Annotated in this window: 18 protein-coding genes; 1 reads left to right on the top strand and 17 read right to left on the bottom strand. The window is 69.0% G+C overall.

Annotated elements, in window-relative coordinates; genetic code table 11:
• The first annotated feature begins 56 nt into the window (after positions 1 to 56).
• Positions 57 to 947 carry a S1/P1 nuclease gene (locus AX676_RS15705; RefSeq protein ID WP_066476438.1) on the top strand — a complete coding sequence of 297 codons (891 nt, stop codon included), beginning with the start codon at positions 57 to 59 and terminating at the stop codon, positions 945 to 947.
• A gap of 236 nt (positions 948 to 1,183) precedes the next feature.
• On the opposite strand, the gene AX676_RS15700 is transcribed toward AX676_RS15705, so the two are convergent.
• From AX676_RS15700 to AX676_RS15620, 17 genes are all read right to left on the bottom strand, one after another.
• The gene (locus AX676_RS15700) at positions 1,184 to 2,170 is read right to left on the bottom strand and encodes an alpha/beta hydrolase (RefSeq protein ID WP_066476441.1); all 987 of its coding nucleotides are present in this window, start codon (positions 2,168 to 2,170) and stop codon (positions 1,184 to 1,186) included.
• Positions 2,171 to 2,243: 73 nt separating this feature from the next.
• Positions 2,244 to 2,465, bottom strand: a complete 222-nt coding sequence (locus AX676_RS15695) for a hypothetical protein (RefSeq protein WP_156437617.1) — start codon at positions 2,463 to 2,465, stop codon at positions 2,244 to 2,246.
• Positions 2,462 to 2,665 carry a hypothetical protein gene (locus AX676_RS15690; RefSeq protein ID WP_066476446.1) on the bottom strand — a complete coding sequence of 68 codons (204 nt, stop codon included), beginning with the start codon at positions 2,663 to 2,665 and terminating at the stop codon, positions 2,462 to 2,464. The genes AX676_RS15695 and AX676_RS15690 overlap by 4 nt, the downstream gene beginning before the upstream one ends.
• Before the next feature lie 10 nt (positions 2,666 to 2,675).
• Positions 2,676 to 3,572: an SPFH domain-containing protein gene (locus AX676_RS15685; protein ID WP_066476449.1), complete on the bottom strand. Its 897-nt coding sequence runs from the start codon at positions 3,570 to 3,572 to the stop codon at positions 2,676 to 2,678.
• Between the two features lie 67 nt (positions 3,573 to 3,639).
• Positions 3,640 to 5,997 (bottom strand): fimbrial biogenesis outer membrane usher protein, encoded by a 2,358-nt coding sequence (locus AX676_RS15680; protein ID WP_066476450.1) that lies wholly within the window; start codon positions 5,995 to 5,997, stop codon positions 3,640 to 3,642.
• A gap of 22 nt (positions 5,998 to 6,019) precedes the next feature.
• A complete protein-coding gene (locus AX676_RS15675) occupies positions 6,020 to 6,697 on the bottom strand; it encodes a fimbrial biogenesis chaperone (protein WP_197417155.1) in 678 nt (225 codons plus the stop codon).
• A gap of 139 nt (positions 6,698 to 6,836) precedes the next feature.
• Positions 6,837 to 7,331: a Csu type fimbrial protein gene (locus AX676_RS15670; RefSeq protein WP_197417154.1), complete on the bottom strand. Its 495-nt coding sequence runs from the start codon at positions 7,329 to 7,331 to the stop codon at positions 6,837 to 6,839.
• Between the two features lie 151 nt (positions 7,332 to 7,482).
• Positions 7,483 to 8,001 (bottom strand): peptidoglycan-associated lipoprotein Pal, encoded by a 519-nt coding sequence (pal, locus tag AX676_RS15665; protein WP_066476463.1) that lies wholly within the window; start codon positions 7,999 to 8,001, stop codon positions 7,483 to 7,485.
• A gap of 43 nt (positions 8,002 to 8,044) precedes the next feature.
• Positions 8,045 to 9,382 (bottom strand): Tol-Pal system beta propeller repeat protein TolB, encoded by a 1,338-nt coding sequence (gene tolB / locus AX676_RS15660; RefSeq protein WP_443026008.1) that lies wholly within the window; start codon positions 9,380 to 9,382, stop codon positions 8,045 to 8,047.
• 62 nt (positions 9,383 to 9,444) lie between these two features.
• Complete coding sequence (locus AX676_RS18410) at positions 9,445 to 9,945, bottom strand: hypothetical protein (RefSeq protein ID WP_066544441.1); 501 nt, start codon at positions 9,943 to 9,945, stop codon at positions 9,445 to 9,447.
• Between the two features lie 52 nt (positions 9,946 to 9,997).
• On the bottom strand, positions 9,998 to 10,327 hold the full coding sequence (locus tag AX676_RS18405) for a hypothetical protein (protein WP_066544440.1): 330 nt from the start codon (positions 10,325 to 10,327) through the stop codon (positions 9,998 to 10,000).
• On the bottom strand, positions 10,324 to 10,764 hold the full coding sequence (gene tolR / locus AX676_RS15645) for a protein TolR (protein ID WP_066476471.1): 441 nt from the start codon (positions 10,762 to 10,764) through the stop codon (positions 10,324 to 10,326). Before tolR ends, AX676_RS18405 begins: the two co-directional genes overlap by 4 nt.
• Positions 10,765 to 10,768: 4 nt before the next feature.
• On the bottom strand, positions 10,769 to 11,455 hold the full coding sequence (gene tolQ, locus AX676_RS15640) for a protein TolQ (RefSeq protein WP_066476473.1): 687 nt from the start codon (positions 11,453 to 11,455) through the stop codon (positions 10,769 to 10,771).
• On the bottom strand, positions 11,455 to 11,913 hold the full coding sequence (gene ybgC / locus AX676_RS15635) for a tol-pal system-associated acyl-CoA thioesterase (RefSeq protein WP_066476475.1): 459 nt from the start codon (positions 11,911 to 11,913) through the stop codon (positions 11,455 to 11,457). The genes tolQ and ybgC overlap by 1 nt, the downstream gene beginning before the upstream one ends.
• Before the next feature lie 65 nt (positions 11,914 to 11,978).
• Positions 11,979 to 12,998 carry a Holliday junction branch migration DNA helicase RuvB gene (gene ruvB, locus AX676_RS15630; protein WP_066476477.1) on the bottom strand — a complete coding sequence of 340 codons (1,020 nt, stop codon included), beginning with the start codon at positions 12,996 to 12,998 and terminating at the stop codon, positions 11,979 to 11,981.
• Positions 12,995 to 13,318, bottom strand: coding sequence for a type II toxin-antitoxin system RelE/ParE family toxin (locus tag AX676_RS15625; RefSeq protein ID WP_082730935.1), 324 nt, complete (start codon positions 13,316 to 13,318; stop codon positions 12,995 to 12,997). The genes ruvB and AX676_RS15625 overlap by 4 nt, the downstream gene beginning before the upstream one ends.
• Positions 13,290 to 13,541 carry a ribbon-helix-helix domain-containing protein gene (locus AX676_RS15620; protein ID WP_231726181.1) on the bottom strand — a complete coding sequence of 84 codons (252 nt, stop codon included), beginning with the start codon at positions 13,539 to 13,541 and terminating at the stop codon, positions 13,290 to 13,292. The genes AX676_RS15625 and AX676_RS15620 overlap by 29 nt, the downstream gene beginning before the upstream one ends.
• Positions 13,542 to 13,545 lie beyond the last annotated feature (4 nt).

Below are 13,545 nucleotides of genomic sequence, written 5' to 3'. Positions count from 1 at the left end.
GGCTACTCAGGATGAGCGGGTTGCGTAACTGAAATCCATCTTCAGGCAGGCCATTCATGCTCAGACATCTCCTCGCCGCGCTCGCCATCGCCAGCCTCCTCCTGCCGTCGACGGCGAACGCCTATGGCCGTTACGCGCACGCGACGATTGCCGATATCGCGATGGCCAATGTGAGCCCCGCCACCCGCGCCAAGGTGCGCGCGATGCTGGCGAAATCGGCGCTGCTGGAAACGCCGACGTGCCGCGCGGCGACGCCCGAGGACGCAAGCGTCTGGCCCGACTGCATCCGCGGCATGGGGCTGCGTTTCAACTATTCGGCACCCTGGCATTACCAGACGATCGACATCTGCAAGCCGTTCGATCTGGAAAGCGCCTGCGCCAACGGCAATTGCGTCTCGGCACAGATCGACCGCGACGTGAAGCTGCTGCAGGACAGCTCGATCCCGATGCGCGAGAAGGTGGCCGCGCTCGCCTTCCTCATCCACTTCGTCGGCGACATGCACATGCCGCTCCATTCGGGCAATCGCCAGGATCGCGGCGGCAATGCGGTCAAGGCGGCCTATGGCGATTATGAAAGCGAGCGTCTGAACCTGCATTCGATCTGGGACGGCGCACTGGCCGAACGCGCGATCTCGACGCCGCCCAGCCTCGTCCGCAGCTATACCGCCGATGAAAAGTCGGCGATCACCGCCGGCACCACCGCCGACTGGGCGCAGCAGGCGTGGCAGGTGGCGCGCGACGTCGCCTATGCCGAAGCGCAGGGCGGCGACCCGTGCGGCCCGCCCCAGTCGGCGGTGAAGCTCAGCAACGATTCGATCAACCGCTCGGTCGATCCCCAGCGCCTTCAGGTCGAGCGCGCCGGCCTGCGCCTCGCCCGCTTGCTCGACGAGGCGTTCGACCCCGCCAACGCGTACGACTCGCGCGCGGAGCGGCGGCGGCAACGTTAGAGGTCGGCCGATCGCCGAGGGTGTCATCCCGCACGCCGTCACCCCGGCCTCGTGCCGGGGTCCACCACGCAGCCGGCACAGGCCTCTGACCGGACGCAAGGATACGTGACCTTACGCCGTTGAGGCGGCTCAGACCGGCGCGGCGGCCGCGATGTGGCGCAGTGGACCCCGGCACGAGGCCGGGGTGACGATCCAATCGGGTTCGACGGACAGGCCTTGCGACATACGCAGATCCGTTAGCGGGCCGAACCCAGATCCTTGCCGACAAATGCGACGATCGCATCGACGATCTCCGGCACCACCGGCAGCGACGGGTCGGCATAGGTCGCCAGGTTGGCCGCACGGTCGTCCGACGTCACGCGTTTCAACACGTGGTTGGCATCGGCCACGCGGACCAGCACCGCGCCGGGCCTCGCGCCTGCCAGCGCCTCGCCGTCGCTGGACGGCACCTGAATGTCGCGCTCGGCGGCGATGACCAGCAGCGGCACCTTCAACGCCGCCGCAAGTGCGGTCGGGGACTGCGCCATCAGGTCGCGCAGGAACGGCTGCACGGCCGGATTGAACAGCGCCAGCAATGGCGGCGGCAACGTCGCCGCGTCGACCGATCCGCCGGCCTCCAGCGTGTCGATCGCTGCCATCGCGGCGGGCAGCAGCGGCGCATTGGCGGGGTTGGCGCGCAATTGTTCGCGCAACACGTCGCCCAGCTTGCGGCCCGGCGCGGCGATCAGCACCACCCCGCAAACATCGCTGCGCCCCTGTGCCGTCACCAGCGCGATCAGCCCGCCCTCGCTATGACCGGCAAGCCAGACGCAGGGCCGCCCCGTCCGGTTCCTGATCGTGTCGATCCAGCCGCCCGCGTCGCGGGCATAGTCGGCGACGGTGACCGCATTGGGGTCGGCGACCGCGTCCTTGCTGCCGAACAGGCCGCGCTTGTCGGCGCGCACGCTGCCGATGCCGCGCCGTGCCAGCGCCTCGGCGAGCAGGCGGTAGCTGCTCGCCCGGATACCCAGCGGGCTGTTGCCGTCGCGGTCGGTCGGACCCGATCCGGGCAGGATCAGCACCACGGGCCGATCGGGCGCCGGCGGGATCAGCGTGCCGGCCAGCTGCCCCCGGGGGCCGGCGGTCGCGATCTCGACCGGCGCGGCCGGATCAGCCCCTTGGGCCGCGCAGGGTGTCGCCATCGCCAGCAAGGCGCTGGTCAGGCCCGTCAGTCTCGGTCGCATCGTCCGTCCCCTTCCCGGTTTGCACGGCGACCCAAGTCGCCGGCACGTTCGCATCATCGCAAGCATGGGGTCCTCAGCTGCGGGCATATGATTCCAGCAGGCCGCAGCGGCTGCAGCGATAGGTCTGGATGTTGATCCGCTTGCGACCGGAGAGCTTGAGCCCGTTCCAGAAGCTTTTCTGCGGCGCGCCCTCGATCCATTCCGCCACGGCATGCTGGCCGCCGTGATTGGTGCGAAAGGTGAACCCCTCCGTCATCGAGCCGCCGCACTTGGAACACGAATTTCCGCGCATCATTCACTCTCCTTGGGGGGCCGCCCCCGCCGGGCGCGCTCGGGCGGCGCCAGCCGCACGCCGCGCCGCGCCAGCGCCTCGCGCAGCAGGCACTCGACCTGCGCGTTGACGCTGCGCAGGTCGCCCGCCGCCGACCGCTCGATCGCCGCGAACAATGCGGGGTCGAGCCTGAGCGGAAACGCCTTTTTGGGGGGAACGGCCACCTTTCGCTGCTTACTGGTACAGCGAACCCGCGTTCACCACCGGCTGGGTGTCGCGCTCCGAACACAGCACGACCATCAGGTTGGACACCATCGCCGCGCGGCGTTCGTCGTCCAGCTCGACCACCTGCTTGCTCGACAGCTGTTCCAGCGCATGTTCGACCATCGACACCGCGCCCTCGACCAGCTTGGCGCGCGCGGCGATGACCGCTTCGGCCTGTTGCCGGCGCAGCATCGCCTGCGCGATTTCCTGCGCATAGGCGAGGTGGGTCAGCCGGCACTCGTCGATCTGGATGCCCGCCATCTCGACGCGTTCCTGCAGCTCGCGGCGCAGTTCGTTGGCGACATGATCGCCGTCGCCGCGCAGCGTCACGCTGTCCGCATCGAAATCGTCATAGGGATAGCGCGACCCGATCGCGCGCACCGCGCTCTCGATCTGGATGTTGATGAACTCACGATAATCGTCGACGTCGAACAGCGCCTGGGCGGTGTCCGCCACACGCCACACCACGTTCGACGCGATTTCGACCGGATTGCCGCGCAGGTCGTTCACCTTCAGCTTTTCCGACGTGATGTTGTGGATGCGCACCGACACCTTCTTCTTGGACAGCCACGGCCAGGTCCAGCGCAGCCCGGTGGTGCGATCGGTCCCCTGATAATCGCCGAACAGCAGGATCGCCGCCGCCTGATTGGGCTGGAGCAGGTAGAAGCCCGCCAGGACGAAGATCGTAAGCAGCCCGGCGATCACCATGACCGTCACCGCCGGCGCCGGCGCGGCGCGCACCATCGTCGTCGCCCCGACGCTGGCGACGCTCAAGACCAGTGCCACCGCCAGCATGCCATAGCCGCTTCGCGTCGCTATTTCGCGTTCCGACGTCATGCGCAGCGCGCGGTCGTTCGCCGTATTCATGCTTTTGCCTCCCGTTAATGTGATATCACTTTTATATCACGCAACGGTGGCGGGCAAGCCATTTCGGCTAACGCGGACCCGAACCGCCCGTGTCCGCGATCCGGGGATGGCATGTCCGCACCGCCGGCGTGTCGGCGACAGGATTCGCGCGGCCGTCGAGCGGGACGAAGCAGGTCGACGGACCATGGCGGACGCGCAGTTCAGCATCCGCGAGCGCCGCGTTGATCTCCAGCTCGCCATCGAAACCCACCCGGTAGCGTGCGCCTGAGGGAAAGGCGTAAAGCGCGGTGCCCGGCGGGATCGGGTTGCCGTCCGCATCGCGCAGGACCAGCCGCGCCGCCACATAGCGCTCGACCGCCAGGTCGACCGCGATCACGCCGCGGTCGGGCACCGACGCCACCACACCGGCCTGCCGCACCACTGCGTCGGGCGGAATGCTCACCGGGTCGATCTCGAACCGTGAGCGAACGAAGGCGGGAACGTTGGCGATCATGGCGGGACGCCGCGCGCTCGCCTCACCGGCGGGACGCCCTTCATGCATCACCCGCACCGCGGTCGGCGAACCGGTCCGCAGGATGGCGATGCCGCCATGGCTGGATGCCGTCGCGAATGCGCTGCCATCGGCGAACACGACGGTGCCGCGTGCGTTCACGCGACCCTGGGCCGTCCCCTCGACCAGGCGCAGTCCGGCCTCGCCGCGCACGCCGTGCCAGCGCCGGGCGACGGCGACCTCGGCCGCATCGACGCCACCCGTGACGGCCTGGACGGCATACCCCCATTCGCCCGGAGCGGTGTCGCCCTGATAGACGCCGGCGGTGGCGAGCGTCCCGCCCTGCGCGGCCAGGACCGACGCGGACACGGTCGTGCGCGGCCCGAAAGCCGCCGACAGCCCAGCCATCGCCGAAAAGCGCCACCCGGCGTCGCGCCGCCCGTCTGCCCGCACATACAGGCTCATCCGGCGCGCCAGCGTCTGGCGATACCCGATCGAAACACCCCGGCTGTTGCGCGGCGGCGCATCGTCAAGCCGGCGGATTCCCGGCCCGCTCCGCTCCGCCACCTGAAGGTCGATCGCGCCCAGGCGACCCAGGTCGAAATCGACGGTCCCGACGACAAAGGCTTCGGGTCGCGGGTCACCCGCCGATCGCGCAAGGTCGGCATAGTCCCCCGATGTGTGTCGCGCCGCGATCCGCCCCGACACCACGGGGCCGATCGATTCGAACGCCGCGCTGAACGCCGCGCCCGATCGCGTCCGGCCCCCGCGCGCCGACCGGCTCGCCTGCGTCCCCAGGCTGAGCGCGCCGAGCCCCCCGATCGTGAGGTGACCGACCCCGCCGATCGAGGCGAAGTCACCGGCAAGCTGTGCGTTGATCTCGCCGGTGATGCGATCGCTCAGGCCGTGGCGCACGACCATGTTGGCGGCGGCACCCCGATAGCGCGGATTGCGGAAGCCATATCCTCTGCGGATCAGGCCCGCCTCGATCGAAAAGTCGGTGCGCCCCGCGGCCAGCGCGTCGCTCAGGCTGTAGACCCGCTGCGTCTCAATCACCTGTGGCCCGGTCACGTCGGTCAGCGCGACGTCGATCCGGTTGCGCCCGGGCACCAGGGGAACGCGGCTGAGCGCGTAATTCCCGCTCACCTGGTCGCGGCGTACCCGCCGATCGTTGAGCAGCAGGTCGAGCGTGGAGGCGACTGCGACCGATCCCGACAGCTCGGCCACCGGCCGGGTGATCAGATCGGGCGCGACGTTGAACCGCGTCCCGAACTGGACGCCCGCCAGCCGCAGCGCGCGTGTCGCCGGACCCGGCCGCGAGATGAAGTCGCCGATCCGGATGCCCAGCGTGCGATCGGGCCAGAAGGTCGAGAAACTGGTGTCGAGCCGCGCCAGCCGCGTGCCGCCGCCCGGACCCGCCGTGATCGCCCACCCGGTGTCGAGCGCGCTCGGCCCGCGCGCCAGCCTTCCGGCGACCAGACCCGCCGGGCGAACGCCGTCGCGGTCGGCGATCAGGTTGAGATCATAGTCGGCGATCACCGCGACCACCGGCCGCACCCGCCCCGTCGCCTGCGGTTGCGCCGGCGCGCTCAGGTCGATCTGCTGGACGCGATCGGCGGTCGTGACGATCAGCACCCCGTTCGCACGATCCAGCCGCCACCCCGAAGCGCCCGCGCGCAACAGCACCCCGCCCGGAACCGTTATGCCCGACACCCCGATGCGCCGGGCATCCTCCGCGGTGAGGAGCAGCCCCTCGGGCGTCACCCGGCACGCGACCAGGATGGCGGTGCGGTCGCCGTCGATCTCGACCTCGACCAGCCACTCGGTCGCTCCGGTCGATCCGCGTTTCAGTTCGAGCGGATTGAGCCTGAACGGATCGTCCCGGTCGGCGGCCGCCGCCGGCCACGCCGCCGCAAAGCCCACCAGTAGCGACACCGGGGACAGGGCGTGCGCAAGCTTAGCCGCACAGGATCGGCTGGGGTGCATCGGAGGAGCCGTCCGCGTTGGCGCGAACGAGCGTCAGCTCCCCCGCCGCGCAACTCGGCACCCGGTCGAGCATGACCGGTAACGCGCTGCCGCCCAGCAGGTAACGCGGCGGCGCGGCCATTGTCGCGACGGTCTGCCCGGCCGCGTTCACGATGCTGCCGGGATAGAGGCGCGCGCTTCGGTCGCCCAGGTTGGCAACGCGCAGCCCCGCTGCGGACAGGGTCCAGCGCAGGCGACTGTCGCGTGCCGCCGGGGCAGCCACGAACACCGGCACGGTGATCCGCAACCGGGTTGCCATGCCTGCGACCGGCGTGGCCTCGGGGGCGGGCAACTCGTCGACGACGACGCGATACCGCTGCTCGGGCACATCGGCGGCGGCGCGCGGCGCAACCCGGAACAGCTGCGTCGCGCCTGGCGCGATCTCGACGATCGCGGGCGTCACGCTCAGGCGATCGGTGCGCGAATAGACGTCGCCATGCCCGTCCTGCTGCCACTCGAACGCGCGAAGCTGCACCGCGACCGGCCGATCGCCGCCGTTGCGCAGCGTCAGCCGCTGTGCCGGGATTTCCGGGGTCAGGTCGATCCGCAACGGGCTCATTTCCAGGCCCCCCGGCAACGCGGCGCGGGTTGCGGTCGCAACCGTAAGCATTGCCAGCCCGATCGCCGCCGCCGTCCGGATGCGCCGCGGCCGGCCGGAACCGCGCCGGCGTGATCCGGCAGGCCCGTGATCGACCCGCGGCTGGGCACCGCGGGCAATCGTCAAGGGGCGACGCGTTCCCATCGCATGTTCAGAAATTGACCGTCACGGTGACCGTGTCGGTATAGACTCCCGCGGTAACCGGGGTCGCGCTCGCGGGAATGCGCCCATAAGCGGTGAAGGTCGCCAGACCCAGCGGCGCGGTGCCGGGCTGGGTGTTGAGGCCGCTCGTGCTGCCCCACGCCTGGGTGCGGCCCGCGTCGCGATAGATCTGGTACGGCAGATATTCGGTGCCCAGCACGCTGCGCAGGCGGCGCTGCGACGCCTGGGCGTTCTGGCCGTTGTCCATCGCGACCTCGAAATCCGCGTTGGGCGTACAGGTCAGCGTGACCAATGCGGTCGTGTCGCTATCGGTGCCGCCGACGCCACCCAGCGTCCCGAACGCCATCGGCGTCGCCGCGATATTGCAATTCTCCAGCACGGTGGCGGTGACCGCCATCGTCGTGGAGCGCGACTGCGCCAGAACCGGGGTCGCTACCGCCAGCGAAACCGCCGCGAATGCAGTCGATGTAAGACGAAAGAGCATCGGAACCACCATCCCATATTGCCCAGTCAAGTTAATGACTTAGTGTAAAGAGATGATGAAGGGTGTTAACAGTGTCTCGCGAGCTGGAACGCGTTTTGACCGCGATGAAAAAGCGCGGCGCAGCGTCGTTTCCCGCTGCGCCGCGTCTGGCTTACTCGACGACGACGGTCACCGCACGGCGGTTCTGCGCCCAGCTCGCTTCGTCCGAGCCGAGTGCCAGCGGGCGTTCCTTGCCATAGCTGATCGTAGTGATTCGCGTGGCCGCGATCCCGCGATTGGCGAGGTAGGTCGCGACCGCATTCGCGCGGCGGTCGCCGAGCGCGAGGTTGTATTCGCGCGTGCCGCGTTCGTCGGCATGACCTTCAATCGTCACGCGGACATTGGGATAGCGCGACAGCCACGCCGCCTGGCTGTCGAGGATGCCGCCGGCGGTCGCGTCGATCTCATACTGGTCGAGCGCAAAATTGACCGTGTCGCTGCGCACAGTCTGGCGGAAATCCTCCGCCGACCCGGGGACGACGGCGTTGCCGACCGGGCCGGTGGTTTCCGGCGTGGTCTGGGCGGGTGCCTCGCCCGCGGCGGGCGGCAGCACGTCGGGACGCTTCTTCGCGCATCCGGCGGTCGCGGCGAGTGCCGCCAGCAGCACCAGCTTGGTCATCGTCTTGGCCATGATCGTTTCTCCTTGTGAGATAGGTTGCGTCGCGCCCGCAGGCTCATTTGCGTAACGGTCCCCAATCGGGGTCCGATCCATCGAGCGGGGTCGGAATGCGCCGCTCATTCACCCCGGTCAGGTCGACCGACCAAACTTCGGCGCGGCCGGACCCCTGCGCGGTGCGCAGATAGGTGAGGACGCGGCCATTGGGTGACCAGCTCGGTCCCTCGTCGCCCCAGGCGTCGGTCAGGATCTGTTCGTTGCCGCCCGACGGGCTCATCACCCCGATCGAGAATTTGCCGCCGCCGACACGCGTGAACGCGATCAGGTCGCCGCGCGGGCTCCATGCCGGCGTTGCATAGCGCCCGCCGCCAAAGCTGATGCGCTGCTGGTTCGACCCGTCGGCGTTCATCACGTAAAGCTGCTGGCCGCCCGAACGGTCGCTTTCGAACACGATCTTCGACCCGTCCGGCGAGTAGGTGCCCGACGTGTCGATTCCCGGCGCGGTGGTCAGCCGCTGCGGCGTGCCGCCGCCGGCGGGCACGCGATACAGGTCGGTATTGCCCGCCCGCGCCATCGAGAACAGCACATAGCGGCCGTCGGGCGAGAATTTGGGCGCGAAGGCCAGGCTGACATTGGTCACCAGCGCGCTCTGAGCTCGGGTGGCGAGATTGTAGCTATAGATCGTCGGCCGGTCATTCTCGTAGCTCATGAACACAAGGGTGTCGCCCGACGGCGAGAAGCGCGGGTTGAGCACGATCGACTGGCCGTTGGTCAGGAAACGGTGGTTGGCCCCGTCCTGGTCCATCATGGCCAGCCGTTTGATCCGCTTGTTCTTCGGCCCCGTTTCCGAGACATAGACGATGCGGCTGTCGAAATAGGGTCCCTCGCCCGACAGGCGGGTATAGACCGCGTCGGCACATTTGTGCGCGGCGCGCCGCCATTCGGCGGGCTGGACGACGAAGCCCTGGCGGGTCAGTTCGGTGCGGGCGAATACGTCGTAGAGATAGCAGCCGACGGTCAGCGTGCCGTCGCCATTGGCGCGCACGAACCCCTCGATCAGCGCCTGTGCGCCGGTCGATCCCCAATAACCGTAATCGGGCGCGGTCACCTCCGCCATCGTCACGTTGCGCAGGACATTGGGGCCGAGCGGGCGGAACAGGCCGGAATTGCGCAGGTCGTTGGTCACCACCTGCGCCACTTCGCGGCCGAGCGCGTCGGTCGAGCCGGCGGCGGTCGAGGCGACGCTGGGCGTCGGCATCGGCGGGATCGCGATCGGCATCGGTGCGCTGATGCCACCGACGATGTCGACCTCCACCTGGGCAAAGGCTGGCGTGGCAGCGACCACACCGAACAAGGCAAGCGCAAGGGCGATCGAATTACGCATCGGGGTCCTCATCCTCTTCGTCGCCGTCGTTAGGGCGTTGAACGGTCGTGATCCAAGTTCGTTTCGCATCGGCATCATTCGGGAAGCCGGTAATTGATAATGATGTCTTCCCAGCCGCCCTCGTAAAGCTCCGCCGGCAGCGTGTAGGGCGCGCACTGAATGAACGCGGCGATCGCGAGTTCGGCGACGCGCTGGGCATAACGCTGGTTGCCGTCATTGACCCCGGTCTGCCCGCGCAGCTCGGGGCGCACCGCCATCGTCCCGTCGGGCTTCATCTGGAGCCGGATGCGCGACCGGATCAGGTTGGCGCCGGGGCCCGGATTGGGGATGCGGTTGGCGCAGGGCTGGACCTGGCGCGCGATCGCGTCGGCCAGGCCCGCGACCGCCTGTGCACCGACATTGGCCGCGCGCGGCGTCTGTGCCTTGCCCGCCGACGGCCGATCGACGATCCCTTTCAGGAAATCGCTGCCCAGCCGGGCCCCGGTCGGTCGCGGGCGCTTTGCTGCCGGATCGCTGCCCGACGCCTTGGCGGTCGTCGTCTTGGGCGCGGGCTTCGCCTCCGCCTTGGCCGGCACCGGCTTGCGCTCCGCCCTGGCGGGGGTCGGCGGCTTGGGGCTGGCCGCAGGCTCAGGCCGGGGCGGCGGCGCAGCCTTGGGCGCGGGCGGGGCAACCGGCCGGGCTCGGGCGCCGCACCGGCTCGGCGGGCGCGGCATCCTCGGGCGGGCCGGCATCGGGCGCGATCGAAGTCGCGGGCGCGTCCGCGGTGACCGGGGCGGCGGCCTCCAGCGCCACATCGTCGATCAGCGATACGTCGATCGCCTTGGACTTCAGATTGAGCGGATTGGGGGTTTCGAGGAAGCCGAGCGACAACAGGCCGAACAGCGCGACATGAGCGATCGCGGCGACCGCGATCCCCGCCCATTCCGCGCGCCCGGGACCTGCCGTCGCCGCGCTCACCGCCCGTCCCGGCTCGCGCTGACCAGCGCCACGCGATTGAGCCCGGCGCGGTTGAGCTCGCCCATCACCCCGATCACCCGGCCATAGCCCAGCGAGCGGTCGGCGCGCAGATAGACCTGGGGCGGCTGCCCATCGGGGCCGCCGCGCGCGGCAATTCGCGCCAGCACGTCGGGCAGGATCGCCTCAGTCACCTCGTCCTTGTCGACGAAGATGCGGCCGTCCGCGTCGATCGCGACCTGGACCGGCTGCTGGTCCTGGTCGAGTGCCTTGGCCCGGCTGTCGGGCAGGTTGACCGGCACCCCCGCGGTGAGCAGCGGCGCGGTGACCATGAAGATGATGAGCAGCACCAGCATGACGTCGACCAGCGGGGTGACGTTGATGTCGGCCATCGGCGCGCGCCGCCCCTTCGCCTTGGATGACGGCAGGTTCATCGCCATCGCCCTACCCCTCCAGCGCGCGGCTGAGCTGGGCGTGGAACTTGTCGGCGAAACGGCTCAGCCGTGCCTCGACGCCGTTGATGCGGTGGGCGAAACGATTGTACGCGATCACCGCCGGGATGGCTGCGAACAGGCCGATCGCGGTCGCGAACAGCGCCTCGGCGATCCCCGGTGCGACGACCGCGAGCGACGAGCTCTGTTCCTGCGCGATCGCGGTGAAGCTGCGCATGATCCCCCACACCGTGCCGAACAGGCCGACGAACGGCGCGACCGAACCGACCGTCGCCAGCACGTTCAAGCGATCCGCCAGCGCGTCGATTTCGGCGGCGACGCGCGATCCCATCGCGGTGGCGAGGCGCTCGCGCGTGCCTTCGCGGTCGATCACCTTGCCGCTGGTCGATCGCCGCCATTCATCGACGCCGGCGACGAAAACGCGCTCGATCGCGGTCTCGCCCTTTGAATGGATGCGGTAGAAGGCGTCGATGTCCTCCGCCCGGTCGAAGTCCGCGTCGAAGCGCGCGATCGATTTGCGTACGCCCCCCAGCCGGGTCAGAAAGGCGATGATGATCCCCCATGTCCAGATGCTGGCGGCGAGCAGGCCCAGCATCACCGCCTTCACCACCCAGTCGGCCTGAAGGAACAACGCAAGTGGCGACAGCGTCGCCGGGTCGGCATTCAACGCGAAATCCATCAATTCCCCTTCCAGACCAGCGGCTCGAACGCCGCCACCCATGACGCAGGCTGGCGCCGCGGCCGACCCGATGGCGCGACGAACGCCGCCTCGACCGAGGCGTCGGTCAATATCGTGTCGCCGCGCATGACTCTCTGATGAATGACCACCGAAGCGGCGCGCAGCTGGATCAGCCGGCTGACAACGACCAGCGCGTCGTCCAGTTTCGCGGGCGTGTGGAAGCGCAGCGCCACGTCGCGCACTGCATAGGCGCCCTCGCCCGCCTCATGCGCGGCGCGCTGGTCGACCCCGGCGAGACGCAGCATGTCGGAACGCGCACGCTCCATGAAGCGCAGGTAATTGGCGTGATAGACCACGCCCGACAGGTCGGTATCCTCGAAATAGACGCGCACCGGGTAGCGATGCTCGGTCCCGACGAACCGGCCGCTGACCGGCTGAAGGTCGCAGGCGTCATCCATGCCGGGGCCTTAACCAAGCCGGTGGCGCATGAACAGGGCATCGCCGTCCGACCACGATCGTTTCGTCAGTCGAACAGCCCGTCCTGTCCGCCGGTCGGCGGATCGAGCCCCAGGTGCTTCCACGCCGGCCCGTTGAGGCAGCGCCCGCGCGCGGTGCGGGCAATCATGCCGATCTGGATCAGATAGGGCTCGATCACTTCCTCCACCGTGTCGCGCGGTTCGCTCAAGCCCGCCGCCAGCGTCTCCACCCCCACCGGGCCGCCGCGATAAATGTCGGCGATCATCGTGAGGTAGCGCCGGTCCATCGCGTCGAGGCCGAGCGCATCGACCTCCAGCCGGTTGAGCGCGGCATCGGCGGCGCGTGCATCGACGACCTCGTGCCCGGCGGCGTGGGCGAAATCGCGTACCCGGCGGAGCAGCCGCCCGGCGATGCGAGGCGTGCCGCGCGAACGCCGCGCCACTTCGCGCGCACCATCGGCGGCGATGGCGAGTCCGAGCAGCCCGGCGGCGCGGGTGACGACGCGCTCCAGCTCGTCGACCGTGTAGAAATTGAGCCGCACCGGGATGCCGAACCGGTCGCGCAGCGGCGTGGTCAGGAGCCCCTGCCGCGTCGTCGCCCCGACCAGGGTGAAGCGCGGCAGGTCGATCCGCACCGACCGCGCCGACGGCCCCTCGCCGATCATCAGGTCGAGCGCGCGGTCCTCCATCGCCGGATACAGCACTTCCTCGACCGCCGGCGCGAGGCGGTGAATCTCATCGATGAACAGGACGTCGCCGTCCTCGAGATTGGTGAGCAAGGCGGCGAGATCGCCCGATTTGGCGATGACCGGGCCGGAGGTGGCGCGGAACCCGACACCCATCTCGCGCGCGATGATCTGCGCCAGCGTCGTCTTGCCCAGCCCCGGCGGGCCGAAAAACAACACATGGTCAAGCGCTTCACCGCGGGCTTTCGCGGCAGCGATGAACACGCGCAAATTGTCGCGCGCGCCCTGCTGGCCCACGAAGTCGTCTAGCGCGCGCGGCCGCAGCGCGGCGTCGACATCCTCCGGGCGGCGGGCGGCGGTGAGCAGACGGTCGTCGGTCATTGGCTGCTTCCGACAGTCGACGGCCTGTCTCGAGCGTGACGCAGGACGCGCACCACGAGGATGCCGTCGCCTTCGACACGATAATAAATGCGGTGCGACCGATACTTCACGCTGCGGATCAGATCTCCCAGCGCCGCTTCTGGATGACCCACCTGGGGTTTCGCGGCAATGCGGTCAAACGCCGCAGCCAGACCGTCGAGATAGTCGCGTGCGAGCTGCGGACCGAAGGCGGTCTTGCTGTAGCTACGGATGTTCCGAATGTCGGCGCGTGCCGCCGCCGTCGTGCGCAAACTAGTCACGAAGATCAGGATCTTGGTCAATCAATTCGCGAACGATATCCCGAGGATCCTGGTCGACAATACCGGATGCCAGCCCCTCCTCAATCATGGCGCGCACCCAGCGCGTATCGGCGTCCGCCGACTCCTGATCGCGGCGAACCAGATCGCGTAGGTAGTCGGCGGCATCAAGATACAGACCGTCGGCGACACGCGCGTTGATCCAGCTTTGCAGGGCCGGCGGAAGCGAAAGGGTCAAGTCGGTCATGACG

The organism is Sphingomonas sp. CCH21-G11, assembly GCF_001555965.1.
In the GTDB taxonomy this organism is placed as follows: Bacteria; Pseudomonadota; Alphaproteobacteria; order Sphingomonadales; family Sphingomonadaceae; genus Sphingomonas.
This window is presented reverse-complemented; position numbering and strand designations above follow the sequence as displayed.

What these genes read in the sequence shown, in the direction of transcription:
- pal (WP_066476463.1), bottom strand. Translation starts at nt 8,001, where the DNA reads ATGGCCAAGACGATGACCAAGCTGGTGCTGCTGGCGGCACTCGCCGCG.
- AX676_RS15695 (WP_156437617.1), bottom strand. Translation starts at nt 2,465, where the DNA reads ATGATGCGCGGAAATTCGTGTTCCAAGTGCGGCGGCTCGATGACGGAG.
- ybgC (WP_066476475.1), bottom strand. Translation starts at nt 11,913, where the DNA reads ATGGATGACGCCTGCGACCTTCAGCCGGTCAGCGGCCGGTTCGTCGGG.
- AX676_RS15620 (WP_231726181.1), bottom strand. Translation starts at nt 13,541, where the DNA reads ATGACCGACTTGACCCTTTCGCTTCCGCCGGCCCTGCAAAGCTGGATC.
- AX676_RS15685 (WP_066476449.1), bottom strand. Translation starts at nt 3,572, where the DNA reads ATGAATACGGCGAACGACCGCGCGCTGCGCATGACGTCGGAACGCGAA.
- AX676_RS15705 (WP_066476438.1), top strand. Translation starts at nt 57, where the DNA reads ATGCTCAGACATCTCCTCGCCGCGCTCGCCATCGCCAGCCTCCTCCTG.
- ruvB (WP_066476477.1), bottom strand. Translation starts at nt 12,998, where the DNA reads ATGACCGACGACCGTCTGCTCACCGCCGCCCGCCGCCCGGAGGATGTC.
- AX676_RS15700 (WP_066476441.1), bottom strand. Translation starts at nt 2,170, where the DNA reads ATGCGACCGAGACTGACGGGCCTGACCAGCGCCTTGCTGGCGATGGCG.
- tolB (WP_443026008.1), bottom strand. Translation starts at nt 9,382, where the DNA reads ATGAGGACCCCGATGCGTAATTCGATCGCCCTTGCGCTTGCCTTGTTC.
- AX676_RS15670 (WP_197417154.1), bottom strand. Translation starts at nt 7,331, where the DNA reads ATGCTCTTTCGTCTTACATCGACTGCATTCGCGGCGGTTTCGCTGGCG.
- tolR (WP_066476471.1), bottom strand. Translation starts at nt 10,764, where the DNA reads ATGGCGATGAACCTGCCGTCATCCAAGGCGAAGGGGCGGCGCGCGCCG.
- tolQ (WP_066476473.1), bottom strand. Translation starts at nt 11,455, where the DNA reads ATGGATTTCGCGTTGAATGCCGACCCGGCGACGCTGTCGCCACTTGCG.
- AX676_RS15675 (WP_197417155.1), bottom strand. Translation starts at nt 6,697, where the DNA reads ATGCTTACGGTTGCGACCGCAACCCGCGCCGCGTTGCCGGGGGGCCTG.